Annotated in this window: 24 protein-coding genes; 12 read left to right on the top strand and 12 right to left on the bottom strand. The window is 68.7% G+C overall.

Features of this window, described 5'->3' with window-relative positions; all coding sequences use genetic code 11:
* Positions 1–4 precede the first annotated feature (4 nt).
* From ACFYY8_RS29155 to ACFYY8_RS29145, 3 genes are read right to left on the bottom strand one after another with little or no spacing between them, the layout of a single operon-like run.
* Positions 5–1,774, bottom strand: a complete 1,770-nt coding sequence (locus ACFYY8_RS29155; protein ID WP_390046339.1) for an FAD-dependent oxidoreductase — start codon at positions 1,772–1,774, stop codon at positions 5–7.
* Positions 1,775–1,798: 24 nt separating this feature from the next.
* Positions 1,799–2,659 (bottom strand): VOC family protein, encoded by an 861-nt coding sequence (locus ACFYY8_RS29150; protein ID WP_390046337.1) that lies wholly within the window; start codon positions 2,657–2,659, stop codon positions 1,799–1,801.
* Between the two features lie 25 nt (positions 2,660–2,684).
* Complete coding sequence (locus ACFYY8_RS29145) at positions 2,685–3,473, bottom strand: alpha/beta fold hydrolase (RefSeq protein WP_390046335.1); 789 nt, start codon at positions 3,471–3,473, stop codon at positions 2,685–2,687.
* 282 nt (positions 3,474–3,755) lie between these two features.
* Between ACFYY8_RS29145 and ACFYY8_RS29140 the strand changes: the two genes are divergently transcribed.
* The 3 genes from ACFYY8_RS29140 to ACFYY8_RS29130 all read left to right on the top strand — a co-directional run bounded on the left by ACFYY8_RS29140 (position 3,756) and on the right by ACFYY8_RS29130 (position 6,399).
* On the top strand, positions 3,756–4,916 hold the full coding sequence (locus ACFYY8_RS29140) for a PucR family transcriptional regulator (RefSeq protein WP_390046333.1): 1,161 nt from the start codon (positions 3,756–3,758) through the stop codon (positions 4,914–4,916).
* Between the two features lie 274 nt (positions 4,917–5,190).
* Positions 5,191–5,895, top strand: a complete 705-nt coding sequence (locus tag ACFYY8_RS29135) for a hypothetical protein (protein ID WP_390046331.1) — start codon at positions 5,191–5,193, stop codon at positions 5,893–5,895.
* 51 nt (positions 5,896–5,946) lie between these two features.
* The gene (locus ACFYY8_RS29130) at positions 5,947–6,399 is read left to right on the top strand and encodes an ester cyclase (RefSeq protein ID WP_390046329.1); all 453 of its coding nucleotides are present in this window, start codon (positions 5,947–5,949) and stop codon (positions 6,397–6,399) included.
* Between the two features lie 18 nt (positions 6,400–6,417).
* Here the strand turns inward: ACFYY8_RS29130 and ACFYY8_RS29125 are convergent, their stop codons facing one another.
* The 3 genes from ACFYY8_RS29125 to ACFYY8_RS29115 form a co-directional block, all read right to left on the bottom strand.
* A complete protein-coding gene (locus ACFYY8_RS29125; RefSeq protein ID WP_390046327.1) occupies positions 6,418–7,764 on the bottom strand; it encodes a DMT family transporter in 1,347 nt (448 codons plus the stop codon).
* A gap of 382 nt (positions 7,765–8,146) precedes the next feature.
* On the bottom strand, positions 8,147–8,722 hold the full coding sequence (locus ACFYY8_RS29120) for a hypothetical protein (RefSeq protein ID WP_390046325.1): 576 nt from the start codon (positions 8,720–8,722) through the stop codon (positions 8,147–8,149).
* Positions 8,719–9,270 carry an RNA polymerase sigma factor gene (locus ACFYY8_RS29115; RefSeq protein WP_390046323.1) on the bottom strand — a complete coding sequence of 184 codons (552 nt, stop codon included), beginning with the start codon at positions 9,268–9,270 and terminating at the stop codon, positions 8,719–8,721. Before ACFYY8_RS29115 ends, ACFYY8_RS29120 begins: the two co-directional genes overlap by 4 nt.
* Positions 9,271–9,394: 124 nt before the next feature.
* Here ACFYY8_RS29115 and ACFYY8_RS29110 point away from each other — a divergent pair, with 124 nt between their 5' ends.
* The 7 genes from ACFYY8_RS29110 (at position 9,395) to ACFYY8_RS29080 (ending at position 18,527) form a co-directional block, all read left to right on the top strand.
* Positions 9,395–11,578: an NACHT domain-containing protein gene (locus ACFYY8_RS29110; protein WP_390046321.1), complete on the top strand. Its 2,184-nt coding sequence runs from the start codon at positions 9,395–9,397 to the stop codon at positions 11,576–11,578.
* A gap of 27 nt (positions 11,579–11,605) precedes the next feature.
* Complete coding sequence (locus tag ACFYY8_RS29105; protein WP_390046319.1) at positions 11,606–13,069, top strand: hypothetical protein; 1,464 nt, start codon at positions 11,606–11,608, stop codon at positions 13,067–13,069.
* Positions 13,070–13,376: 307 nt separating this feature from the next.
* Positions 13,377–13,865: a hypothetical protein gene (locus ACFYY8_RS29100; protein ID WP_390046317.1), complete on the top strand. Its 489-nt coding sequence runs from the start codon at positions 13,377–13,379 to the stop codon at positions 13,863–13,865.
* A 165-nt stretch (positions 13,866–14,030) separates the two neighbouring features.
* Complete coding sequence (locus tag ACFYY8_RS29095; protein ID WP_390046315.1) at positions 14,031–15,026, top strand: helix-turn-helix domain-containing protein; 996 nt, start codon at positions 14,031–14,033, stop codon at positions 15,024–15,026.
* Between the two features lie 297 nt (positions 15,027–15,323).
* The gene (locus ACFYY8_RS29090) at positions 15,324–15,758 is read left to right on the top strand and encodes a hypothetical protein (protein ID WP_390046313.1); all 435 of its coding nucleotides are present in this window, start codon (positions 15,324–15,326) and stop codon (positions 15,756–15,758) included.
* A gap of 798 nt (positions 15,759–16,556) precedes the next feature.
* Positions 16,557–17,537 carry an RDD family protein gene (locus tag ACFYY8_RS29085; RefSeq protein ID WP_390046311.1) on the top strand — a complete coding sequence of 327 codons (981 nt, stop codon included), beginning with the start codon at positions 16,557–16,559 and terminating at the stop codon, positions 17,535–17,537.
* Positions 17,538–17,585: 48 nt separating this feature from the next.
* Complete coding sequence (locus ACFYY8_RS29080) at positions 17,586–18,527, top strand: NAD(P)/FAD-dependent oxidoreductase (protein WP_390046309.1); 942 nt, start codon at positions 17,586–17,588, stop codon at positions 18,525–18,527.
* 184 nt (positions 18,528–18,711) lie between these two features.
* Here ACFYY8_RS29080 and ACFYY8_RS29075 read toward each other — a convergent pair whose 3' ends face one another.
* Together ACFYY8_RS29075 and ACFYY8_RS29070 are read right to left on the bottom strand one after the other, a co-directional pair.
* Positions 18,712–19,086: a DUF1801 domain-containing protein gene (locus ACFYY8_RS29075; RefSeq protein WP_390046307.1), complete on the bottom strand. Its 375-nt coding sequence runs from the start codon at positions 19,084–19,086 to the stop codon at positions 18,712–18,714.
* A gap of 32 nt (positions 19,087–19,118) precedes the next feature.
* A complete protein-coding gene (locus ACFYY8_RS29070; RefSeq protein ID WP_390046305.1) occupies positions 19,119–19,502 on the bottom strand; it encodes a DUF1761 domain-containing protein in 384 nt (127 codons plus the stop codon).
* Between the two features lie 95 nt (positions 19,503–19,597).
* On the opposite strand from ACFYY8_RS29070, the gene ACFYY8_RS29065 reads away from it, so the two are divergent.
* The gene (locus ACFYY8_RS29065; RefSeq protein WP_390046303.1) at positions 19,598–20,233 is read left to right on the top strand and encodes a TetR/AcrR family transcriptional regulator; all 636 of its coding nucleotides are present in this window, start codon (positions 19,598–19,600) and stop codon (positions 20,231–20,233) included.
* Positions 20,234–20,445: 212 nt separating this feature from the next.
* Here the strand turns inward: ACFYY8_RS29065 and ACFYY8_RS29060 are convergent, their stop codons facing one another.
* Together ACFYY8_RS29060 and ACFYY8_RS29055 are read right to left on the bottom strand one after the other, a co-directional pair.
* Positions 20,446–21,576, bottom strand: a complete 1,131-nt coding sequence (locus ACFYY8_RS29060; RefSeq protein WP_390046301.1) for a serine hydrolase domain-containing protein — start codon at positions 21,574–21,576, stop codon at positions 20,446–20,448.
* A gap of 62 nt (positions 21,577–21,638) precedes the next feature.
* Positions 21,639–22,310 carry a DUF4097 family beta strand repeat-containing protein gene (locus ACFYY8_RS29055; RefSeq protein ID WP_390046299.1) on the bottom strand — a complete coding sequence of 224 codons (672 nt, stop codon included), beginning with the start codon at positions 22,308–22,310 and terminating at the stop codon, positions 21,639–21,641.
* A 221-nt stretch (positions 22,311–22,531) separates the two neighbouring features.
* On the opposite strand from ACFYY8_RS29055, the gene ACFYY8_RS29050 reads away from it, so the two are divergent.
* Positions 22,532–23,263 (top strand): helix-turn-helix domain-containing protein, encoded by a 732-nt coding sequence (locus ACFYY8_RS29050; protein ID WP_390046297.1) that lies wholly within the window; start codon positions 22,532–22,534, stop codon positions 23,261–23,263.
* A 114-nt stretch (positions 23,264–23,377) separates the two neighbouring features.
* On the opposite strand, the gene ACFYY8_RS29045 is transcribed toward ACFYY8_RS29050, so the two are convergent.
* Positions 23,378–24,034 (bottom strand): hypothetical protein, encoded by a 657-nt coding sequence (locus tag ACFYY8_RS29045; protein WP_390046295.1) that lies wholly within the window; start codon positions 24,032–24,034, stop codon positions 23,378–23,380.
* Positions 24,035–24,377: 343 nt separating this feature from the next.
* A complete protein-coding gene (locus ACFYY8_RS29040) occupies positions 24,378–24,602 on the bottom strand; it encodes a BldC family transcriptional regulator (protein ID WP_352014798.1) in 225 nt (74 codons plus the stop codon).
* Positions 24,603–24,605: the final 3 nt, after the last annotated feature.

Here is a 24,605-nt window from a genome sequence, read left to right as displayed (position 1 = left end):
CCCACTACTCCTTGGTCGTGCGGCCGAGGATCTGGCCGAACACGGCGCTCAGCGCCGCCTCCGGATCGTCCACCGCGGAGGCGGACCGCCAGGCGACCATGTGGTCCGGGCGGACCAGGAGAACCCCGTCCTCCGCGACCTCGGAAAGGGTTCGGTAGTCGCCGTAGCCGTCCTCGTAGTCGCAGCCGCGGCCGATCGACCAGACCCGGACGGGCACCCCCAGGCGCTTGGCGACGCGCTCGGCCGCTTCCCGCCAGGCGGCGCCGTTGATGCCGGTGAGCAGGGTGAACCGGCCCCGGCCACACAGGTCGAAGGTGGAGACGCGCCGCTGGTCCTTGGTCAGCCACACGTGCGGCAGGTGGCGTCCCGGACGGGTCGAGGCGAAGTAGTAGATCTCCTCGTCACGCGGCGCGGGCTGCTCGGGGGTGCCGTCGGGCACGATCGCGGCGGACGTGTAGTGCTGGTTGGTCTCGACGCCGTGCGTGTTGAAGCACATGATCGTGTTCTGCAGCGCGGTGTCGAACTCCTGCCGCAGCCGGCCGCCCTCGGCCGTCGGCTGCAGCAGGGCGTCGAGGGCGTCGTGCAGTTCCTGCGCGCCGGAGGCGGGCGGCAGGCGCAGCGCCATGAAGATCATGGGCAGCAGTCCGTCGCTGCGCTTGGCGCGCTGGACGATCTGCTTGGCGACCGGCAGCCGCTCGTCGCGGTAACTGTCGAGCAGCGTGGGTGCGGCTTCGCCGCGCAACACCATCGCGAGCTTCCAGCACAGGTTGTAGCTGTCCTGGATGGAGGTGTTAGAACCGAGGCCGTTCATGGGCGAGTGCCGGTGTACGGCGTCGCCGACGCAGATGACCCGGCCGACCACGTTGTCGGTCGCGTAGACGTCGTTGACCGCCCAGGTGGAGATCGACTCGACCTTCACCGGCACCTGGTCGTCGCCGATCAGCTGGTGCGCGATGCGGACGCCGTCCTCCTCGGTGAGCGAGGGCTGCCCGGCGTTGACGTCGTAACCCCACACGCCGACCCACTTGTTCCACGGACGCACCATGCGCAGCACGCCGATGCCGTTGCCGTCGTGGCCGACGCCCGGCTGAACGAACCAGTACATGTCGCCCGGGCGGTGCTCGACGAAGCGGGTGAGGTCCGCCTCGAACACCACGTTGATCGAGCCTCCGAGCCCCATCTTGCCGACCAGGGGCAGGCCCGCCTGCGCGGCGACCGTCGAGTTGCCGCCGTCCGCGCCGATCAGGTACTTGCTGCGGATGCCGTACTCCTGGCCGGTCAGCCTGTCCCTGACCAGGGCGGTCACGCCGTCGTCGTCCTGCGTGAACGTCAGCAGTTCGGTGTTGAAGCGGACGGACGACCCCCGCGAGGCGGCGGCGTTGACCAGGATGGGCTCCAGCACGTGCTGCGGCAGGTCGCACACGGAGCACGGGCTGGCGAGGTCGTGCTCGGCCTTGAAGTGGGGGTGGGTGTACCACGTGCGCAGCCGGCCGAGCTCGTGCCCGGCGAGGCTCGTGGCGTACACGTGCTCGCCCATCAGGTGCTGCGGAGTCGCGTTCTTGACCACCTCCCCTTCCAGCCCGAGGTCACGCAGTACCTCGACGCCGCGCTGGTTGGTGATGTGCGCGCGGGGCGTGTTCGAGACCCCGGGGTACTTGTTGAGCACCACGTTGGGGATGCCGTACGTCGAGAGCAGCGCCGCGGCGGTGGCTCCCGCCGGGCCGGTCCCGACGATCAGTACTTCCGTCTCCACGAAGGGGGTGAGGGTATCCATGTCATGGCTCCAAAAAGGGTGAGGTCAGTGCCGGTGGCCCCAGAGGTCGGGGCCGGGGATCTCGGTGACCTGCCAGGTCTCGTCGTCGATGAGGACGCCGCCGCTGCCGAACTCGGTGTGCACGCCGACGGGAGACTCGGCGTAGAAGGAGAACATCTGGTCGTTGCTGTGCCGTCCGAGCGTCATGGTGACCGGGACGTCGCGGTCGAGCACGAGGTCGTAGGTCCGGCCGACCTGGTCCATGTCGGGGACCTCAAGCATGAAGTGGTGCAGGAACGGGTGGTCGATGCCGAAGAACGGGCCGTCCACGAAGGCGATGCTGTGGTGGCGCGGGTTCGTGTGCAGGAACGTCGCCTGGAACGGCACCCGCATCGTGTCGCTGATCTTGAAGCCCAGGACGTCGGTGTAGAACCGCTGCTGGGCCGCCACGTCCGGGCTGGCGAGTACGACATGGCCCAGGCCGAGGTCACCCGTGACGAACCGCTCGATGTCCCGTGCCGAGGTGAACGATCCCTCACCCTGTGAGGCCCCGTGGAACAGCTCGACCCGGTTGCCCGCGGGGTCGAGGAAGTGCGCCATGCCGGCCACGCGCCGGATCTCCAGCTCGCGCTGCGTCGCCTCACGGGCCACGACGCCGTGGTCGCTCAGCTCGTTGAGCGCGGCGCTCAACGCGTCGCCGTCGGCGACCTCCCAGCCGTAGTAGGCGCCGCCGTCCTGCTCTCCCTCCTCGACGGTGATGCGGTGGTGCACGTCGTCGATGCGGAAGTGAGTGGCGCCGTCCTCTCCCTCGACCCGCTGCATGCCGAGGATGTCGGTGGCGTAGGTGGTGAAGGCGTCCGGCTCACGCGCGGACAGGCCAAGGTAGCCGAGCTGCTTGATGTCCATGCTGTGCTCTCCTAGTCGTACGGGGTCAGAACGCGTCGGTGAGGAAGCCGCGCAGCAGCGCCGCGTACTGGGCGGTGCGCTCGATCTGCACCCAGTGACCGCACTTCGGGAAGACGTGCAGCTGCGCGTTGGGCAGGTGCTGCTGCAGGAAGACGCTGGAGTCGGGGGTGACGAAGCGGTCCTCGCGGCCGTGCACGATGAGGAACGGATGCGGCATCCGGCGCAGCGCGGACGGTGGTACGGCCATCTCGGCGGGGGAGGAGGAGAAGAAGCGCTCGAAGGAACGTCGCGCCTCGGGCCGCATGACCTCCTTGTAACGCGTCTCGGTGATCTCCGAGATCGACCTGCCCAGGGCGTCCTCGTCGTAGACGAACCACCTGGTGAGGTTCTCCAGCGCACTGATCGTCGGGTCCTTGTAGAAGGACACCATCCGCATGACCTCAGGCGTCGGCTGTGAGTGCCCGCCCGCGCTGCCCATCAGGGAAATCCGGGCGAAACGGTCCGGCGCCGTCATCACCAGGTGCATGGCGAGGGCGCCGCCCATCGAGTTGCCGACCAGGTGTGCCCGCTCGACACCGAGGACGTCCATCAGGGCGAGCACCTGCTCGACCCGCATGCGCATCCATCCGGTCAGGCTGCCCGGCATGTCCTCGGGGTGGTCGGTGCGGCCGTAGCCGACGAGGTCGGGGGCGACCACGTGATAGTCGTCGCTCAGCGCGGGAATGAAGCTGCTCCAGTTCGATCCCGCGTTGGCGCCGGGGCCGCCGCCGTGCAGAAGAATTACGGTCTCGTGGCTCTCCTCACCGCTTTCCAAGAAGAAAGTGGAATAGCCATTGGTTTCGACGGTGCGCTCGGTCACTGGAATGGGCTCCTTCCTGTCACGCACGGGCATTGCTCAGGATGGTGCGTTGATCGGTAAACGGCCGGGATCGGGCCTGCCAGGCGACGGCGGGACTTGCCTCTTTCGCCCCTGGTATTGCTAGCTTGTGCGTTGTCGCACCACCGTAGACAGACACCACGTTGATGCGCTTCGTACGATGTGTCGTTAGTTGTCGGTGTTGATCCGACGTTGTGTCGCAGGAGAGGAGCAACCCCTGTGAGCCTTGATGACGCCGTCCAGGACCTGGCTGACCGCCTCGGCGTGGCGCTGGTGGTGCTCGACCACGACCTGAAGATCGCGGCGTTCAGCGTCCACGACACCGACGCCCGGCTCGCCCGGCTCGCCCGGTTGCTCGCGGGCTCGATGGCGCCGGTGACGAATTCGCTGGTGGAAGGGCAGCGGCTACGCTACGTGAAGCACGGTGTGCGGGTGCCTCATGCCGACGGAGAGCTGGTCGTCCTGCCGTTGCGTCACGAGCAGCAGCTGCTCGGCTACGTCTACTACGTCGAGGATCGGGAGACGCCGCGCGTCGACGATCTCGAAGTCCTGGAATCCGCCGCGCCGGAAATGGGCGCGCTGCTCTCGCTGCGGATCTCCGAGCGGAGGCACGACAAGGAGAATTCGAAGAATCTGCTCGCGGCATTGCTCGGAGAATCGCCGAGGGCCCGCTCCGAGGCGGCGGAAACCCTCGTTCGGGAAAACCTCATCGACGATGTCGAGAATTACTCGGTTCTCGTCCTCCAGGCCCCTGAGTCGTCCTCAAGGTCGGTGACGAGACTCGCCGTCGAGGCGACCCTCGAATTCACCATGAGATCGACGACCGTGAAGATCGTCGGCGCCGTTCTCGGAGCCGAGGGAATCGTCCTCTTTCCGCGTCCGGTCAACCACGACAGGCTTGAACGCGCCCTCGCCGACCACGATCTGGAGGAGGTCGTGGCAGGCGTGGGCAGCGTGAAACCGTCGTTGCCGGAGGCGGTCGACTCCTACCACGAGGCCCGGCTCGCCCTCCGCGCCTCCCGGCTGGACAGGCGTCGTTACGGCAGGCGGGTCTTCTGGGAGGACCTCGGCATCGACCGTCTGTTCCTGCAGCTGCCGCTCGACCGGCTGACACCGAGCCAGCTCCCCGCCGGAGTGCGACGCCTGCTGAGCGCGCCCCAGGGTGCCGAACTCGCGACGATACTGGAGGGCTACCTCGACAGCGGCGGCGAGATCCAGGGTACGGCGCGGCGTCTGCGCATCCACCGCAGCACGCTCTACTACCGGCTTGACCGCATCCGCGAGATCATCGACTGCGACATCACGGACGGGGCGACCCGCCTGGAACTGCACGCAGGCCTCCGCGTCGCCCGCCTCGCCGGCCTGTGGCCGAACAAGTGAGTCTCCGGCGTCCGCGTCGCGACCGGCTCCTGGTGGAGGAGCCGAGTTTCACGGAGTGGTCTCCGCGTTTTGCGGCGCGCCCTTTTCCGCACCGGTGAGCCGTACCACCACTCCACATGCCGGGCCTGGAACCGCGCTCAGATCGACATGTTTCTGGCGGAGCCAGAGCACTTCACCTCGCGTTGGACGTTCAGGGCCATGGCGACCCAAGAGAGATCGGCGGTCTGACAGTTCACATCCCGCTTATCCGGCATTCGCGCAATAGCCTCCGAGCATGGACACGTCATCTGATCTCGACCATGCGTTAGAGAGGCTTTACGCGGCCTTCTCCTCGTATCCGCTTCCAAAGAAGATCGACGTGTGCCACCACTGCGTGTCCGACGAACGGGTGCGCGCGACGCGTGCGGCACCCCTGCGGACGCTCACCGCGTCCGTGTTGGAACCGTACGCCGACAACGCCATGTCCACCTGGGGGGAAGAAGGCGAGTTCAAGCACTTCCTCCCTCGGCTCCTTGAGCTGCTCGTCATGGAAGAACTCAACGGCTTTTTCTACGCGGACATCACGATGATGAGAATCGGCAACGCGTGGAAAAGCTGGAGGCGGCCGGAGCGGGAGGCGATCGTCGCCGTCGGCGACGCCTGGTGGCGTCACACCCTGAACCACTATCCGCGCGGCGTCGACGTCATGATGATGATCGAGATCCTCGCCGATAGACTGGGATTGGACCTGGCTCCGTACCTGGCCGAGTGGGAGTCGAACAGCACCGAGGCCGCGGCCCGCCACATGGCGTGGCTCGTGAACGACTTCACCAGCAGCGTCGCCCACGACATCGAGTGGTACACGCTCCTGACCGACTGGATCACCGGGCCGACACCTGCGGCGATCATGGAACGCGCGTTCTTCGCCACCGGCTCGCCCGAAGTGCTCCAGGAGCTCTTCGACGGACTCGAAAACCACCGCCTCTGGCGCGGGCGCTGAGGCAAGCGGCTCGGGTACGGATTCGAGCCACGATCGGGCATCGTCCACCCCGTGTCACGGACCGACCACCAGGGCCTGTCGGCCAAGAAGAAAGAGAGCACCTTTGAACAGCGACGTCACCATGCGGGCCCGGCAGGCCGTGAGCCGGTACTTCGAGATGTGAACACGGGTGACTCCTCGATGGCCGCCGAAATCCTGAGCCCCGACTGGACCGACCACGCCCATCCGGAGGTGGTCGGCGTCCAGGGAGTGCGCGAGGCGATCGAGCGGATCCGCACGGCACAGCCCGACCTGAGATTCCAGATCAACGCCGTTCTCGGCGAGGGCGACCTCGTCGCCGCCGTTGGAGGCGTCGACGGGGCCGCACCCGGGTTGATCTGGCTTGTCCGGACGCACGACGGCAAGCTCGTCGAGATGTGGACCTACCGCGACAGCGGTGACCGGGGAAGGTCCGAACACCCTGAACCTCTCGAAGAAGAGCCGGCGTCCCGGCCCTCGCCGTGAGCCTGATTCCGTCGGCGGTCAGTCGGAGGGCGAACCGTTCGGCGTTCGACGGAAACGTCTCAGGTCCCTGCGGCCGTAGCGGTAGCGCAGGGTCGCTCGGTCGCCGTTGAGGATCAACGTCACATGCCTGATCAACGGGCCGCCGTGGCCGGGACGCAGGCGCAGGCGCAGCGTCCTCATGCGAAGGATCGGCCAGATCGGCCCGTTGCTCACGACCGCCTCCCACGCGGCCACCAGAACCGGCCGTATCTCCTCGAAACCTGGCAGGGGCCGTACCTCGCAGTACGTGTGGGGAAAGTCGTCACCGGTCACCTCCAACTCCGCGACCGGCCGGCGTCCTCGCAGCAGCACGAAAACCGTCATCGGGAATCCTCCAGACTCAAGCTCTCCCGCACGAGTGACGACCATCCGCCGGGATTCTGCCTCTTCGGGGCGATCGTGCCTCGTGACGGCCAGGACGACCACCGTCGAGAGCAGTACGGCCCCGCCGAACAGGGCGAGGGTCGTGAGGCGCTCACCGAGGAGGCACACCGCGATGACGGCCGCCGCCAGCGGCTCCACAAGCGTGATGATCGAGGCCGTGGTCGCGGGCACCGTCCGCAGCCCCGTGAAGAACAACCCGTACGCCAGGGCGCTGGGGAACAGCCCCAGGTAGGCCAGGAGGGCGCCGACCGTCATGGGGGCGCCACGTTCGGGCAGGATCCCCAGGGCCAGCGCGAAGGGCAGCAGGCACACCGACCCGATGGCGAATCCGATCAGCGCGTTACCGACAGGGTCGTCGCCGCCCTCCTCGGATCCGATCACCTGGCTGAGCAGTGTGGTGCCCGCGTATCCGACGGCGGACAGCAGCGCCAGCCCCACGCCGAGGAGAGGGGCGCGGGCGGTCGAGCCGGTGGCCGGGTCCCCTCCGAACACCAGTGCCGTCAGGCCGGCCAGCGCCACGACGATGACCAGGATCTTTCGGCCGCCGAGGCGCTCGGCCAGCCACAGCCGGGCGCCCAGGGCGACGAGAACCGGTCCGAATCCCAGGGTCACCACGGTGGCGACGGCGACACCGGCGAAGTTCACGGAGGCGAAGTAGGCCGTCTGGTAGACGGCCATTCCGGCGCCGGTCACGGTGAACCGCCACAGGCCTGACCTCAACCGGCCGACGAGTGAGGGGACACCCGGGGGGCGCGTCAGCGGCCAGGCCAGGGCGAGCGCGGCGGTGCCGCCGAAGAAGCGCCAGAACGACACCGTCAGCGGGTCGAGCCCGCTGGTCGAGTGGAGCACGGCGGCGACGACGCCGCCCGTTCCCCACGCGACGGCCGCCACGGCGATGGAGAACACGGCTCTGCCGATGGGCAGAGGACCTGAGTGAAGCACGATCATCTCCAGGGATCGCTGTCTCGACGGAATCCTCGGTCGCGGACAGCGAAGAAACACCCGGGTGTGATCAGCCGGGTGTGGAGACGCCGCCCGCTAGTGGGCGGGCGGCGGGGAGACGGTCAAGCGCATACCGGTGACTCTAACGCCTGCCGGTCAGCGAGCCGACGGGGCGGTTCGCGTCCGATGACCACGGGTCGCCGACGCCGCACGGCTGACTGCCCGCGTCGTGGTGGGCCGGTGGTCCGTATCCGGTGACAACGGATCGGATACGGACCACCGCGAAATGTGAACAGGTCAGGGCGTGGGGCGTCGCCTGGGACAGCCTCACGACCAGCCTCGCCGTACAGGGATCCGTGACGGCTCGGCTATCGCGGGTGCGTCAGTTCGCGACGCGGCCCTCCCAGGTGGGGTCGTCGACCGGGACGCACGGTCCGACCTGGCCGGTGACCAGGGAGGCGGTCAGGCGCCACAGCATCTCGTACTTCTTCGTCTCGGCCGTCTCCTCCTGGTCGCCGGTGAACTCCAGCAGCAGGGTCTGGTCCTGGCCGATGAGCAGGGGGTCGATGTCCAGGCCGCCCTTGACGATGCGGGCGGCCGCGTCGGCACCCGGCCCCATGGCCTTACCGCCGACCTTGCCCCTGCCCTTCTCACACTGCTTGCCCGGGGGCAGGTAGCTGACGTCGGCCCGGACACCGGCCGCGTTCAGGTCCCGCTCCAGCTGGTCGACGTCCTTGAACTCGTGGATCTGCACGTTGACCGTGCCGTCGGCCTTCTTGTTCACGGCGTAGGCGGGTGTTCCCGTCCCGGTCAGCACGGGGATCGCGACCGCCGCCGCTCCGGCGACGAGAACCGCCGCACCGCCGGCGAACAACCGGCGGGTGAGGCGGCGGCGCCGTTCGGCGCGGTCCATGATCTCGGCCTTGAGGTCCATAAGCAGCTGCTCCTCGTATCTCATCCTGATGCTCCACTCATGACGAAGGGCAGGTTCCGCAGTGTCCGGCGGGCTCGGTGCAGGCGCACCTTGGCGGTGCTCAACCGGATGCCGAGGGCGAGCGCGGCCTCCGTGACCGTGAGCTGGTCGACGACGACCAGCTCCAGTACCGCGCGCTCCCCCTTCGGCAACCCGGCCATGGCCGTGAACATCCGCCTGGCGTCCCGCTCCGCGTCTATGCGTTCCTCCAACTCGGCGACGTCGTCGCCGTCCAGCTCACGACGTCCGCCGACCCGGTCCGTCAGCCGGTGCTGCCTGTACGCCCGGCGTCGTTCGGCTGAGATCGTCTTGCGGGCCACCCCGTACAGCCAGGCGATCTCGGAACCCAGGTCGGCCCGGTAGGTGTGGGCCGAGTCGAGGACGGCCACGAACACCTCGGCCACGAGATCGGCCACGGTGTGCGGGTCGTCGACGCGACGGGCGAGGAAGCGGGTGACCGCATCGACATGTCGCCGATAGAAGGCGTCGAACGCCACAGGATCTGTGGCGATCTTCGCCTGTTTGCGAAGCACCGGTCATGCTCCCTTCGTCGATTCGTCCCTGCTTGGTGAGAATCGAGAAGAAGGGTTACATCCGCAGGTCACAGACTCGCCGAACCTCCTCTCGTCGATCTTGCCGGGGCGTGACGATGAGGTCATGCGGAGACGTGTCCTCACCCAGGCGGGCCTCGTCCTGTTCGTCGGCGCCATGGCGGGCATGCTCCTCTACTTCTGGCGGACCGACCTGGAGACGGCCGACCGGCGGGCCAGTGTGCTCGGTGTGTTCGTCGCCGTGGCCGGTCTCGCCCTGACGGTCCACGGGACGCTCCGCGACCGCCGTCCCCCGGTGACCTCGCTGGTCAGCGGGGAGACCGTCCGGGCGGCCAGGGAGGCGCTCGGGCTGCTGGTCGCCGAGCAGTGGCGCGAGGAGTCGCGGGTCCGCTCGCTGAGTGACCCGCACCCGATCCCCGTCCGCTGGCGGCTGACCGAGGACGCCGGGCTGATGGACCATCCGCACCTGGTCGGGCCGGTGCCGCTGCGGTTCACCGTCTCCAGCGGCCAGGGGGCCGAACTGGCCCAGGCCTTCAGGAAACTGCACCGGCGGCGGCTGGTCATCACCGGCGGGCCGGGCAGCGGCAAGACCACCCTGGCCGTGCGGCTGCTGCTGGAGCTGATCGACTCCGCCGTCGCCGGGGAGCCGGTGCCGGTGCTGGTGACCCTCACCGGCTGGGACCCCGCCGAGCATCCCCGGCTGCACGATTGGCTCGCCGTACGGCTGGCACGGGACTACCCCGCGCTGACCTCGGCGTTCGGCGGCGGCGTCACCGGGGCACTGGCCGGACAGGGACACGTGCTGCCCGTCCTGGACGGGTTGGACGAGCTGACCGGGGAGCACCGGGGCGCGGTGATCAGGGCGTTGAACGCCTCACTGGCCGACCGGGACGGGTTCGTGCTGACCAGCAGGGCCGACGAACTGGCCGAGGCCGTGGCGGAGGTCGGGAACGTGCTCACCGCCGCGGCCGTGATCGCCCCCCGGCCGCTCTCCCCGTCCGTGGTCGCCGGGTACCTACGCGCCTGTCTGCCGCCGCGCCCCCGGCACAGCTGGTCCCCGGTCTTCGCCGCGCTGGCCGGGGGTACGGCGCCGGGCCTGACGGAGGTCGCCTCGACCGCGCTCGGCCTGTGGCTGGTCCGCGCGGGCTACGTCGCCCCCGCCGCCGACCCCGCTCCGCTCACCGGCGATCTCGCCCAGGACCCCGAACGCCTGCGGGCGCACCTGCTGGACCGGCTGATCCCCGCCGCCGTCGCCTCCCGGCTGACCAGTCGCGACCCGGCCGAGCACTTCCGTCCTCGCAGGGCCTGGGAGGCCGAACGGATGCGCGCCCACCTGGCCTACCTGGCCCGGTTGATGACCGCCGCCGACACCCGTGACCTGGCCTGGTGGCAGCTCGCCCGGCACACCGGCGCCGGACGGCTCCGTACGGGCTTCCTGGCCGGGGTCGTGACCGCGACGGCCGCGTGGGTGGTGGTCGGGTTCCTCGGCCGGTTGGTCTACGGCGTCGTGTCCGGGGAGCCGGACTGGCTGACCTACAACGGCCGGGGGTGGTTCCTGTCCGGCGTCTGGTTCGGGCTGCTGTTCGGGATCGTGTACGCGTTCAAGATCAAAAAATGGTGTCGTGAGACACCGGGCTCCCTGTCCGGCGGGACCAGGCCTCGCGGCGGGCGCCGCGGGGGCGGGACGTTCAGAGGGGCCGCGGTCGGATTCGCGCTCGGGGTGGCCGTCGGGCTCGGATACGGCTCGGCCTCCGGCGCCCCGGCCCTGGCCATGGCGCTGTTCGGGCTCGTCATCGGCCTTCTTTTCGGCCTCGCGTCCGGCCTGGTGTACGGGCTCTCGTCCGCGATCGCCGTACGGCTTGAGACGCCGACGGCCGGTACGGCGGGCACTCCGTTGTCGAGTCTGCGGGACGACCGCGCTCTCAACCTCGTCCGCCTCGTCGTGCTCGACCTCGTGTTCACCCTGCTGTTCGGGCTCGCCTACGCGTTCCTGCCCGGGACCGTCCCCGTGGTGGAGCACAGGATCGTGGTCGGGGTCGTGAGCACGGTGGGGGTGGCGCTCATGTTCGGGCTGCTGTTCGCGGCCTCGGTGGGGGAGCACCACGGGTGGCCGGCCTATCTGGTCGCCACCCACCGGCTCGCCCGCCGCCGTCTGTTGCCCCGCGACCTGATGTCCTTTCTCGACGACGCCCACCGGCTCGGCCTGCTACGCACGGTGGGCCCGATCTATCAGTTCCGCCACGCCGCCCTCCAGGACCACCTCGCTTTGTCGGCTGATAGTCAGAAATGACGTTTTTGTCGCCAATATCATTTTCTGATGGATGTGCTGATCCTGGGGATACTGTTCGTCTTCGTATTCGCTCCCGCGTTCGGCTCTGCCAGGTTCGCCGCACGGTCAGCCCCGAACGGTCGTCACGCCCGTATGCTCCGGGTTCCTCTGGGCCGGGGGTCCGCCCTGTCGGCGTTCAACCTCGCGGTGCTGGTGTACGTCGCGTGGTGGACTCACGAGGATCGGCACTACGACGACTTCGCGGCGGGGACGACCATCCTGCTGGCCGTGACGAGCGCGTCGGTGCTCTTCCTCGGTCTCGGCCCGCTCATCTCCTGGCTGCTGGGAGTCCTGGTACGGCGCACGGTACGGCTGCCGCCCCTGATGCGTCTGGCGGTTCGTGACCTCGCCGACAACCGGGCCAGATCGGCCGCCGCCGTCGCGATGACAATGGTGCTGACGGCCATGGCGGTCATCGTGACGACCGTCGCGGTCGCGATGGCAGCGCAGGACGGCGCGAGGTACCTCCCGCAGGGGCGTCCGGGCGCCCTCCTGGTCGAGGTGTACTCCGTGGAGGAGGCGGCCGCCGTGCGCGCGGCCGTCCAGCGGGAACTGCCCGGGGTGCCCATGGTGCGGAGCTTCCGCGCGGGCGCCTGGCACTTCATCCCGGACGTGGAGAAGGTGGACCTGCCGGACCTGGAGGCTGTCAGCCCGGCCGGCGTCATCGGTGAGGGGGAACTGCTCCGCTACCTCACCGGTGACCCGGCGACGCCGTACGACGGGAACACGGCCGTGGTGGTCACGTCCGACGACGTGAGGGCCGACACGGTGACGATCTCCTACGGTCCCCTTGAGACCGATGCGCTCTCGTCCAGGAGCGTGCCCGCGATCGTCGTCAGGCCGACCGACCCCGAGGTGAAGGAGCTGTTCATCCCGGCGAAGGTCATCAGGGATCTCGGCTATCAGCCGCGGCTGGACAAACTGATCATCGACCCCTCCGTTCACCGTACTTCGCGGGCCGAGCAGGAGCGGATCGACCGTCGGCTGGACGACACCGCGACCACCTACGTCGAGCGTGGGTTCGAGGCCTCCACCGGCTGGTATCCCATCGTCGCGGTGGTGATCGTCACCGCCCTCGGCGTCGCGTTGTCCGTGACGGGCAGGGGCGGCCCTCGGACGACGCGGGTGCTGCTCCGGCTCGGCGGTGGTTCGGCCGCGGCCCCAAGGCTGTTCGCCGCCTGCAGGGCGGGGATCGGTACGGCGTGCGGCGCGGCGGCGGGAACGGTCGCCGGATGCGTTGTCGGACTGCTCCTGGCCTGGCCGTTCACCGCCCCGATCGAATGGGAGCCGGTACCACGGGTCTCCTTCGGGACGCCATGGCTGTCGATCGCCGCCCTGCCCCCGGTCCTGTCCCTCCTGGCCGCGCTCATCGCCGCTCTCGCGCCGGTTCCTTCGAAGGAAGGGGCGTCTGGACGTCGCCTTTTCGGAAACCGGAACGTCATGGCTGGTTAGAAAAATAACGTTTTTACGGCGAGTGGAATGTATCATCCGCTATATGGATTTCAACCAGAGTAAATCCATCTATGCGCGTCACAATGGGAAAATTCGTATTGGCGATGCCCCGGTCGGCTACTTCGCCCAGCTCGTCAAGACGGATGCCGCCGCCAGGGCGCGAGCCCTCCGAGAGTCCATGGCGGCCATGGTCTCCGAGGTGCCGCAGGCCGAAGGACCCCGCGACCCACGGGGGCGGGCGCTGAGAGCGGGTCCGCTTTCTCGGGCCGTTCGGTTTCTTCCTTCCGGCGCCCCTGGGGCGGCCGAGGTGTCGGAACTGTTGGAGCGGGACGACTGGGAGGCCGCTCTGCTCCTCCTTGAGGAGTCGACCGAGGCGTTTCCTCAGCCGTCCGAGTTCTGGGACCTGCTGGCGGACGCGGCGCACCTGTTGTGGCTTCACGACGACGCCCGGTGGTACGGCTGGCGGAGCACCGAGGTCGGCAGCGGAGTCGTTCTCGCCGAGCTTCGTCTCGGGGACAGGAGATCCCCCGTGCCTTCCTGCGGGCTGCTCCGTCCCATGTGGGATGTCGGTCGGACCACGCCGGACGGCGACCCCCTGTTCGGCGTCGCCGGTCTCTGGATAGACGGGGTGAGGTTCCTGGAGCCGGGTGGCCGCGGGGCGTCGAGGCTGATTCCCCTGACCTTCGAGTTCTGGGGGCATCTCAGGCCGGGTGACGTCATCACCATGCACGAGATCCGGGACCCCGTCGGGGTGGCGAGGGTGACCGAGATTCGCCTGCCCATGACTCCCGGCTAAGGGCGGCCGTTTATTGAAGGCGCGGGCCGTCGACGTCCGTGGGTTATACCGTGAAAAGACCAGAATGGTTTCGTGCCATGGGGGAGGTTTTTTCATGTGTGGCAATGGCTTTTTAGTGGGCGAAAAAGAACAAGGGGCTCCGTTGCCCGCCGTGGGGAACCGGCGATGAGCGAGGTCGTTTTCCGTATCCATGATCTGCCCGCCGCCGACCGCTTCTCCCGGCGCCGGGAGACGGCCGACGGCCCCCTGATGCCGATGGCCATCCGCAGTGACCACGAAGGGACGTTCCACGCCGTCCTGCGTCGGATCAGCCTCGGGGCGCTGTACCTGTCGCGGCTTTCGTCCCCGCCATTGCGAGCCTGGCGCACCGACGTGCTGATCCGTCGTTCCGACGCCGAGGCGTACTGTCTCTCGCTGCCCCTGCGCGGCGGCAAGATGCTGGACCAGGGCGACCGTCAGGTGACCGCGGGCCCGAGGGACCTGCTGCTCTATGACGCGGCCCGGCCCTTCCACACCCGTCTGCTGGCCGACGCGACCGGCAGTAACGAGAGCATGATCCTGCACATCCCCAAGGCGTTGATGCCGCTGCCCGCCGACTCTCTGGTACGGCTCACCGGCCGAAGTCTTCCCTGCTCATCCGGGGTCGGTGCCCTGCTGCGGCGCCACATCATCGAGCTGGCCCGGCACACTCCCGGTTACAGCGTCGCCGACGCCGCCCGGCTGTCCACGATCACCCTGGACCTGGTCGCCGCGACCTGCGCCCATGTCCTCGAAGCGGGGTCCTCCCCGCAGGCCGGATCGCCCGGCCAGGCGTTGCGGACGCGCATCCACGCCTTCATCCAGCGGCACCTGAGCGATCCGGCCCTCAACGTCGAGACCATCGCGAACGCTCACCAGATCTCCACCCGCTACCTGCACCGGCTGTTCCAGGACCAGGGAATCAGCGTGGTCGCCTGGATCCGGCGCTGCCGGCTGGACCGCTGTCGCCGCGACCTGTCCGACCCTGCCCTGCGCACCGTGCCGGTCCACGCCGTCGCCACCCGTTGGGGGTTCACCGACGGCGCGCAGTTCAGCCGGGCCTTCCGAGCCGCACAGGGCGTTCCGCCGGGGGAGTTCCGGCGCCGGGCGCTCGAAGAGCCGGACACGCACGCCGTGGAGTAGTGCGCTCCTGGCAAACCACTGAGCGCTCACAGCCAATGACGCCCCTGTTCCCGCGCTGCGAACATATGAACAGGTGCACCTGATCGTCACAGGCAAAAACAGGGGCTGTACGGCCTCCACCGCGGAACGAGGCGCGAAACGAAACGCGGAGGAACGCGTGGAACGACGCGCGGGCAACGGGGGTGGAAACCCGATCGGTGGAGGCCGTACGAAAAACGCCTGACGTTTTGGGCGGCGTGGTCCGGCATTTCTCGTGATTCGCCGGGCCGGTCGTTCACATGGCTTTCAGGAGGAGAGATGACGGTAACGAGGACGGTCACGCGGTCCGGCGCGCTGGTCGCGGCGGCCCTGCTGGTCGCGGCGGGGGCCGCGTTCCCGGCACAGGCGGATCCCGACCCGGCCGCCGGGGCGGACCAGCTGGCACCGACGTGCTCCGGCTGGATCCACCCCAACTACGACGACGCGACGGGCAGGGTGACCAGGGCCGGGAACATGAAGGTCGGTCCCTACGCCACGTGCGGTAACTCCACCTATGTGCAGACGGGCACCAACCTCTACTACTGGTGCTACGCCGTCAACGGCTACGGCCACACCTGGACGTACGCGCGGGTCGCCGGGAGCAGCAGGCAGGGGTGGCTTCCCGACGGTTACCTGAGCGACGGGGGTTCCCAGAGGTCCTGCAACGGGATCGGCGGTCCGAAGCTGCCCGATTCGTTGGAGCAGGAGGGGTAGGAGCGGGGAGGCTCCGCGTCACCCGGGCGCACAGTCACGTGGGACGTGGCTGTGCGCCGTCCCTCATGCTCGGGTCCCGAGCATGAGGGAGGCGCCCGGGACCAGGACGACGGCGAACGGGAGCGGCGACGGTGGTGATCGCCGAGCCGAGCGGGTTCATGGCCTCGGCGACCAGGAGCCCGGCCGGGGCGATCCCGCGCCGCGTCGAGGTGGAGGAGGGACTCACCCGCACAGCGTGGGCGGCACCGGGCGGAACCAGCACGAGGCCGCGCTATAAGAGTGGTTGTGGACAGAATCGACCACCGGATCCTGCACGCCCTCGGGGGTCAACGGACGGGTGCCGTTCCGTCGGCTCGCCGTGGCGCTCGGGGCGACCGAGTACACGGTCGTGCGGAGACACCGGGCGTCGGTCGAGCGCGGCGTCGTCCGTGTGGTGGTGACGCCCACGCCGCGCGAGGAGGGCATGGGGCAGATGCTCAGTCCATGTCCACCCGGGGTCGGCCGGCCGGGAGGGCTTTCCCGACCCGCTCACCGAGCGGCGGCGTGAGCTGGTCGGACCAGCCCCGATGCCGGAGAACGTCCCCGCCCTGACCACCCAGGACCGGGTCCTGCCGGACACGACGCCCACCCTCGCCGACGACCTTCGTGGCCGCGGTCACCGGGCCGGTCGACCTGTCCGCGGCCGTGGTGACCGCGACGGTTCGCGACCTACGAGCACGTCAGCACGGCCCTGGCCGGCATCGAGACCGGCGTCACCGGCCCGCGCCTCAAACACACCCCCCTGACCCGAAGGCCACGATGAGCGAGCACCGATCACCGAGAACGGCACTGCTGACCTGGGTGGTGGCCATGGCCGTCGCGGCCGTCCCGACCTGGGAGGAATGGCGCTTCCTGCTCCAGCCCGCCGAGTACAAGCTCCAGGTTTGCCTGGGCGGTGTGTCGTGGGACGGCTTCCCGTTGACCGCGCTGCGCGGCGATCTCGACCGGATCCTGGCGAACGTGATGGAGTGGGCCGTTCCCGCGGCACTGGTCCTGGTCGGGCTTCTCGCCTGCCTCGGCGGCCGGGACCCACGGAGGGTGGGACGGCGGACGGCGGCCCTCCTCGTCCTGGTCGCGGTGGCCAAGCCGCTTGTCCCTCCCTATATGTCCGACGACGGATGCGGCCTGTCGCCCCTGTTCGGCGCCGAGTGGTTCGACACGGTGCTGGGCGTCCTCGGAGAGGACCAGATCTGCCTGCTGGGCGCCGCCGTACTCGTCCTGTGGGCGAGCGCCACCATGGAACGGCCCACGGGCGTGGGCTCGACGGGGGTGACCTGGCGACGGCCGGTGGCGCTTCTGGCCGACTACGCGATCATTCTCGTGATTCTGACCTTCGTCGTCGGGCCGGTTCTGTCCCTGCTCGTTCCGGGAGGCATCGGCCTGGAATTCGGGATCCTGAACCGGGCCTCTCTCACCCTGGACCACGTGCGGCTCGAACAGCTGGTCATCCTGGCCGTGGTTTTCCTGTACTTCTGGGGGCAGCACGCCCTGTGGGGCCGGACGCCGGGCAAACGGCTGACGGGCATACACCTCGTCCGCACGGGTACGGCGAGGACGGCTCCGCGCGCGCTGTTCTTCCCGATCCTGGTCTTCGTGCCGGTCTACGGGCCGCTCGTCCTCATCGTGGACGGGGCGTGGACACTCCTCGATCCCGAAGGCCGGACGCTGCACGACCGGCTGGCGGGCACCGAGGTTTCCTTGCTGTTTCAGCAAAGACCTTTGCTAAAACTGGATGGGTGATGCATCGTCGTAAGTGACGTTCTTTCCGTACACGTGAGGTGATCTTCCATGCAGGGCAAGCAGGACGGCTACGAGGTCGTGGTGGTCGGCGGCGGGATCGCGGGGCTGACCGCGGCGATGATCCTCGGGCGGTCACGCCGTTCGGTCCTGGTGGTCGACGCGGGCGAGCAACGCAACACACCGGCCGCGCACATGCAGGGCTACCCCTCACGCGACGGCACGCCACCGGGGGAGTTCCTGGCCGAGGTGCGCCGGGAGGTCGCCGCCTACGGCGTCGAGCTCGTCCGCGACCGGGTGACGGCGGCCGAACCCGACGGGAACGGCGAGTTCGAGGTGACGCTCGGAGACGGTGGCCGGGTGCACGCCCGCCGCCTGGTCGTCGCCACCGGACTCGTCGACGAGCTTCCCGACCTCCCCGGCGTCGCCGAACGGTGGGGCAGGGACGTGATCCACTGCCCCTACTGCCACGGCTGGGAGGTGCGCGACGAACCGATCGGCGTGCTGTACGGCAGGGCCACGGGCATCCACCAGGCGCTGCTGTTCGGCCGGCTCTCGAACGACGTGGTCCTGTTCTCCGGCACCGGCGAGCTCGCCGACTCCGACCGGCGGCTTCTCAGGGCGGCCGGGGTGCGCGTGGCCGACGGCGAGGTCGAGGAGATCGTGGTCGAGGACGACCGCCTCACCGGAGTACGGCTCGCGGGCGGACAGGTGTTCCCGCGCTCGGTCGTGGTCGTGCCGACGCGCATGGTGCCCCGTGACGAACTCCTCACCAAGCTCGGCGCCAGGACGAAGGACACTCCGGCGGGGCCGTTCGTCGAGGTGGACCCCGTGGGCCTGACCAGCGTGCCGGGCGTGTGGGCCGTGGGTAACGCCACCGGACCGGCCGAACAGGTGGTGAACTCCGCCAGCGCCGGATACCGCGCCGCCACCGCCGTCAACGCCGACCTGATCCACACCGACCTGGAACACGCGGCCGCCCTGCTCGACTGACGGCTCGATCGGCTTGGGTCGTGGAGGAACCGGACGGCCGTCCACGACGGGTTCCGGTCGCGGGCGAGGACGGGCAGGAGGGGTCGGGCCGGACGAGTGACGGCCGGCACCGTCCGCCTGTCCTGAATCCCGGTGGAGTCATCGCCCCCGCGGCCTCCGGACGGAGCCGCGGAGACCCCGCCGCTTACCTGGGCCGATCCTTCAGCCTGCGCCATCCGCCGGCTCGGTTGTCGGCGATGATCTGCCGGAACATGGCGGTGAGGGCAGGGGCGTTGATCGTCTCCCCTTCGCGGAAGGCCACCGTACGGGCGGTCTTGTTGTGGTGGCCGGCCGTGATGATGCCTTCGGGGTCGGGGACGATGCCGCCGTCGTAGAGGAACACGTTGACATGGTCCTTGGCGGCGAGCAGCGCGCATACGTTGCCCTTGAGCACGAAATAGGGCCGGACGGTCCGCTTGACGGTCTCGGTGACCTCGGGGTCGGCGGCGTGGATCAGGTCTCGGACCTGCCGGCAGATGTCCTGCTGCCACTGGGGCAGGGCCTCGATGTAGTCGTCCACGCGCGGGTCTGTCTCATAGGGCCGTACGTCGTTCACAACCAGGCCCCCACGATCGCCGAGATGACGAGGATTTTGATCAGCCAGTCACCGGCGTGCAGCGCCGCGGTGACGGCGGGTGTCCTCTCCCACATCATGGAGCCGGTGAGCAGCACCGCCGGGAACCCGACCCAGAGCACCAGGCCGAGTACCACCGTCGACCACACGTCGGTGAGGCCGGCGTACCGGGCCAAGCCCGCGATCACCGCGGCGACCACGAGGCCGCGCGCCAGCTCCAGAAGAACCTTCAGCGGCGGTGGCCGGTCGCCCCGATCCGGGGCGCGCTCACCCAGCAGGCGTTTCTCGGCCGGGGTGAGCAAGGCGTAGTAGGTCGAACTGAGCACGAACGCCACGATCGACGCGGCGATGACGGAGATCACGCTACCCACGGTCCACCTCTGAGTAAACTAAACGGTACCGTTTACGTTGGCTGTAAACTAAACCGGGTAGTGTTCTCTGTCAAGGAGGTAGTTCGTTGACCGCTTCGACACGGGCCGAGGCCCGCTCGGCGCGCAAGCGCCAGGAGATCCTCACGGCCGCGCGGGCGGTGTTCACCGCACACGGCTACGTCGGCACGAGCATGGACGCGGTGGCCGCCGAGGCGGGCGCCTCGAAGCGCACGGTGTACCAGTACTTCGCCGACAAGGAGAAACTGTTCACCGGCGTCGTGCTGGACACCGTCGATCGTGGTTATGAGTACTTCAAGCCCGCGGTCCGCGCGCTCGCGGAGACGGACGACCTTGAGACCGCCTTGCGGGACCACGCCCGGATGACGCTCGCCGGGTTGACGGACCGGGAGATCCTGCAGATGCGACGCCTCGTCATCGCCGAGGCGGAGCGCTTCCCGGCCATTGGGCGTGAGTACTTCGAGCGGAGTTGGGGCCGCACCCTGAAGCTCCTCGCGGAGACCTTCGCGAAGCTCACCGAGCGCGGACTGCTGAACGTCCCCGACCCCGAGCGTGCCGCCTACATGTTCACCTGGCTGATCGTCTCGATCCCCACCAACCGGGCCGCCTTCCTGGGTGACGAGGCCGTCGGCCCTCCCGAGGAACTGACCGACCTGGCCGACGAGGGCGTCCGCGTCTTCCTCGCCGCCTTCGCCCCCCGGTAGCGCCGCACTCGACGCCGTACGGGCCAGGCTCGACGCCGTACGGCCTGAAAGCGGGGCCGGACCCACTGAGAGTGAGGCCGCACGGACCGGGTCCGGCATCGCGCGGTCCGGGCCTGAAAGCCTCGTTCCCGGCTACCACCCGAGGTTCGGTTTCGTCCCCGCCTCGCGCTTCGGCGTCCGTGCCCCTTCGTCACCCACCGGGTCGACGAGGCTCAGCTCGCGGGCTGTGCCGGGTCGGCCGTCTCGTCAGGCGATCCGGACCGCCCGCCGCAGAAGACCTCCGAGACGAGCATCCGGATCACCTTCTGGAACCCCTCGGCCAGGGACATCGCGGAGTCGTCCACGTAGTTCAGCGAGGCGGTCAGAGTCGTGCCGCCGTCGGGCGTGCTGTACATCAGCGCCGCATGGCCCACGATGCCGCCGTTGTGGGTGATGACGGTGCCGCCGCACTCCGTTTCCTGCACGAACACGCCCAGGCCGTAGCCGGCCTTGGGGTGCGGCGTGCACATCTCGGCCAGCAGCGGAGCCGGTAGGAGCCTGCCGCCCACGAGCGCGGAGACGAACGTGTGCAGATCCCGGGCGGTCGAGATCATGTCACCGCCGCTGGAGATCCAGGAGGGGTCGTGGCGGGTGACGTCGACCGTCTTCTGCAGGTCGCCGTCCTGGTAGCGGTAGTAGGCGTGGGCGTGCGGCCCGGGGATCTCCGGGCCGTCGGGCACCACGGTGTCCGACAGCCCGAGCGGTTCCAGGATCAGCCGCCGCATCTCCTCGGCGAGTGAGCGGCCGGTGACCTTCTCGACCAGCAGTCTGGCCAGCACGTAGTTGGTGTTGGAGTAGCTCCAGTCCGTCCCCGGCTCGAACCGCGCCGGCTTGGACAGCGCCAGCCGTACCAGCTCCTCCGGCCGGTAGGTCTTGAACCGGCCGTCCACCCACTCCTTGCCCTGGCAGGGGATTCCCGGTGCGAACGTCGCGTCGTCGTAGTACTCGCCGGTGAAGTTGAACACCCCGCTGGTGTGCTGCAACAGCATCCGTACGGTGATCCGCCGGTCCAGCCCGAACCCGGTCAGGTGGTCGTCCGCCGGGGCGTCCAGCTCGATCCTGCCCTCGGCCACGAGCAGCAGAACCAAAGCGGCGACGAAGGTCTTGGTGTTGCTGCCGATCCGGACGTGTCCGTTGACCGGTGGCTCGTCGGGCCCGCCCAGCTCACGTACCCCGGCGCTACCGGTCCACTCGCCCCGGTCGTCGTGCACGCGCAGGTGCACTCCGGTGAAACCCGACTCGACGATCTCCTGGACGGCCTTCCGCAGTTCCGGACGATCCTGGCTGGTGTGGGTGACGGACATGGTGGTGCGCTCCTTCTGCTGTGAACCGTGGTGAACGTCGGGCGGGCGGACGAAGGTCGCGGTCAGAGACCGCGGGCGACGATGTCGCCGTGGGCGGTGGTCGCGTGGATGACGAGCTGGGCGGCGGCGCCCTCGGTGTTGTTGAGCGAGTTGTGGACCCGGCCGTAGGAGGTGCCGGCGTCCAGGGAGGCCGAGACTCCGGGGGCGGCGCCGATCGACACCCCTCCGGCCTCGGTGCGCAGCACGACCGTGCCGCGTACGGCCTCGGTGACGCGGATGTCGCCCTTGCTGACGTTGATCTCCGCGGGACCGTTGAGCCGGCCGACCGAGACGTCGCCCGCGGCGGTGGTGATGCGGGCACTCGCGGCCTCGTCGATGACGACCGGGCCGTGCGCGCCTTCGAAGGCGACGTCGCCGAACTGTCCGACGCCCCGGAACTCGGCGTCGGCCACCTTCGCCTCGACGTGGGAATCGGCGGGCAGCCGTACCGTCACCTCGACGGATCCCGAAGGACCGAGGAACTGGTTCTTCCCCACCGGGGCCGTGACCCGCAGGACGCCGTCGCCGTATTCGACCCTGGTCTGCTCTGCCGCCTTCACGTCGCGGCCCTTCGAGGGGTCCGTGGGCAGGATCTCGACCGTGGTGTCGGCCCGGTCGGCGGCGATGAGCTGGACGCGTCCCGCGGGGACGTCCAGGACGGCGGAGATCGGGGCGGGGGTGTCGAAGGTCTTCATGTGCCCTCCTGTGGGCTGTCGTTTCGAACAATGGAAACGCTACGTTGCCTTTTGAGGTTGAGCAACGTCCTTGTTGCGTGTAGACAGCAAACTCGCAGGTAAAAGCCTATAAATCGTTGCGATGGATCCATTTTCAACGCAACGGGCATCGACTGGTGCGTTGCAATGGATCGAAATTGAACGCTATGCTGGAGAGGTCACAGGCCACGAAGGAGACCCTGATGCCAGGAGGCAGACTCACCCAGCAGGACCGTCAGCAGATCGCGCTGGGACTGGCCGACGGCCTGGCCTACGCGGAGATCGCCAGGAGTCTTGACCGTCCCACCTCGACGATCACGCGCGAGGTGATGCGCAACGGCGGTCCCGCCGCCTACCGCGCCGACCTGGCCCACCGCGCCACCGAACGCCGCGTCCGCCGCAGAAGGACCGCGCCCCGGAGCCCCGGCACACCCCCGCAGACCCATGGGCGCGATGCCGAGGCGGTGCGTGAGTACGAAGAGGAGTTCGCCACCGTCTTCATGCGATCGGGCCTGCCCAAGATGACGGCCAAGGCGCTGGCCAGCCTCTACGCCACCGACGCGGGTAGTCTCACCGCCTCCGAACTCGCCGGGCGCCTCCAGGCCAGCCCCGGGTCCGTCTCCAAGGCGATCGCGTTCCTTGAGGACCAGGGCCTTGTCCGTCGTGAACGCGACGAACGCCGTCGTGAGCGCTACGTGGTCGACGACGACGTCCTGTACCAGTCGATGATGGCCAGCGCCCGCGCCACCGCCCATCTCGGCGAGGTCGCGCGGCAGGGCGTCGTCGTTCTCGGCCCCGGCACCCCGGCCGCCGCCCGCCTGGAGAACATCGCTCGCTTCGTCACCTTTGTCTCCGAGAGCATCGTCCGCGCCGCGGACCAGGCCCGCGAGATCCTCCACACGAAGCCCAAGGCGACCTCGGACGACGCTCCCTGAACCGAACGCGGATCGCGGTGGACGGCCTTCGCGGCCGCGCGTTCGTGGTCCGGACGTCCACCGTCGAGTCCTCCGGCCGCGGGTTCTCGACGGGAGGAGGGGGCGCGCGTGCGGTCAGTCGACCTTGGCCACCTGGTTCGCGGGAGGAACGCTGACGGAGACCCGGTTTCCCCAGCCGCTGTAGGAGGTGTCGATCTCGGTGGTGCCGTTGATCGGGTTCTTGGCCTTCTTCGCCGGAACCCACTTCGTGAACAGCCGCACCACCTGGCCCTTTTCGTTGGCCCAGAGCTGCCAGGAGATGTCGGCGTCGACCTTCTTGCCGTACTCCGACCTGCATGAAGGTGAGACCGCGCACAGCGCTTTCACGGTGATGGAACCGGAATAGCGTGTTGTGGCCGTTCCCCTGTCGGACCGGGCGGATTCCAGAATTTCACGCAGGGTCGCGGGTTCGAATACGTTGATGTTCTGTTCGGAGAACTCGTACGGCTGATAATCGAGAATCGAACTGCGGGCCCACGTCTTTCCCTGGGGCAGCATGTCCGACCAGGCTCCTCCCGAGGCGTAGGTCCTTCCTCCGACGACGCGAAACCTGACCTTCCTGCCGCCGGCGAAGAGGCGGGTGACGTCCGCCGCCACCACCCGGCCCTTTCCGAAGGCCAGGACCCCCGTGGTGTGCAGGACGACCGTCGTCGTGGCCGGTCTGTCACTCAGCCAGAACTTCCATCTCGCCGAGACGGTCACCCCGTTTCCCGGGGTCATGAGCTTTCTCATGACCGTCACCGGATTCGGTGACGCGAGGGCCGTCTGGTGCGGGGCGAGCAGGGTCAGCGACGTCGTCGCGACCAGAAAAGAACACGACAGTGCCATCTCGACGCCTTTCGAGGAGAGGGGAACAGGAAAATCCTGATGTTCTCTCGTCGACTTGGGCAACTCATATTCTGGGTTCGTGAGGATGCCTGCCGGACGATGATTGCGCGGGGCGCGACTCGTGGGCTCCCCCCTCGGTCACCCGAGCGGGCCCCGCTCAACTCTCCGGCGTCAGCACATTCTTTCGACGCTCATGAATATCGATTTTTGTGACAGCCGCGATCCGGTTGGTCGGCCGTTCACACGGTCATCCCTGACGGTCGGGGTGGAGCAGGGCGCGGATGTCGCCTTCGCGGTAGCGGCGTTGGCCGCTGGGGGTGCGGACGGAGGGGATCTTTCCTGTCAGGGCCCATCGGTTGACGGTCTTGGGGTCGACGCCGAAGACGCGGGCGACCTCGGCGGGGGTGAGGAGTCGTTCCGTGGCGCCGGTTTCGGTGGTGAAGGTTCCGTCGGGGCTGACGATGCTGGTCATGGA

This window comes from Streptosporangium sp. NPDC001559 (assembly GCF_042893955.1).
In the GTDB taxonomy this organism is placed as follows: Bacteria; Actinomycetota; Actinomycetes; order Streptosporangiales; family Streptosporangiaceae; genus Streptosporangium.
This window is presented reverse-complemented; position numbering and strand designations above follow the sequence as displayed.

What these genes read in the sequence shown, in the direction of transcription:
- ACFYY8_RS29155 (WP_390046339.1), bottom strand. Translation starts at nt 1,774, where the DNA reads ATGGATACCCTCACCCCCTTCGTGGAGACGGAAGTACTGATCGTCGGG.
- ACFYY8_RS29150 (WP_390046337.1), bottom strand. Translation starts at nt 2,659, where the DNA reads ATGGACATCAAGCAGCTCGGCTACCTTGGCCTGTCCGCGCGTGAGCCG.
- ACFYY8_RS29135 (WP_390046331.1), top strand. Translation starts at nt 5,191, where the DNA reads ATGGACACGTCATCTGATCTCGACCATGCGTTAGAGAGGCTTTACGCG.
- ACFYY8_RS29120 (WP_390046325.1), bottom strand. Translation starts at nt 8,722, where the DNA reads ATGAGATACGAGGAGCAGCTGCTTATGGACCTCAAGGCCGAGATCATG.
- ACFYY8_RS29110 (WP_390046321.1), top strand. Translation starts at nt 9,395, where the DNA reads ATGCGGAGACGTGTCCTCACCCAGGCGGGCCTCGTCCTGTTCGTCGGC.
- ACFYY8_RS29105 (WP_390046319.1), top strand. Translation starts at nt 11,606, where the DNA reads ATGGATGTGCTGATCCTGGGGATACTGTTCGTCTTCGTATTCGCTCCC.
- ACFYY8_RS29095 (WP_390046315.1), top strand. Translation starts at nt 14,031, where the DNA reads ATGAGCGAGGTCGTTTTCCGTATCCATGATCTGCCCGCCGCCGACCGC.
- ACFYY8_RS29090 (WP_390046313.1), top strand. Translation starts at nt 15,324, where the DNA reads ATGACGGTAACGAGGACGGTCACGCGGTCCGGCGCGCTGGTCGCGGCG.
- ACFYY8_RS29085 (WP_390046311.1), top strand. Translation starts at nt 16,557, where the DNA reads ATGAGCGAGCACCGATCACCGAGAACGGCACTGCTGACCTGGGTGGTG.
- ACFYY8_RS29080 (WP_390046309.1), top strand. Translation starts at nt 17,586, where the DNA reads ATGCAGGGCAAGCAGGACGGCTACGAGGTCGTGGTGGTCGGCGGCGGG.
- ACFYY8_RS29060 (WP_390046301.1), bottom strand. Translation starts at nt 21,576, where the DNA reads ATGTCCGTCACCCACACCAGCCAGGATCGTCCGGAACTGCGGAAGGCC.
- ACFYY8_RS29055 (WP_390046299.1), bottom strand. Translation starts at nt 22,310, where the DNA reads ATGAAGACCTTCGACACCCCCGCCCCGATCTCCGCCGTCCTGGACGTC.
- ACFYY8_RS29050 (WP_390046297.1), top strand. Translation starts at nt 22,532, where the DNA reads ATGCCAGGAGGCAGACTCACCCAGCAGGACCGTCAGCAGATCGCGCTG.
- ACFYY8_RS29045 (WP_390046295.1), bottom strand. Translation starts at nt 24,034, where the DNA reads ATGAGAAAGCTCATGACCCCGGGAAACGGGGTGACCGTCTCGGCGAGA.
- ACFYY8_RS29040 (WP_352014798.1), bottom strand. Translation starts at nt 24,602, where the DNA reads ATGACCAGCATCGTCAGCCCCGACGGAACCTTCACCACCGAAACCGGC.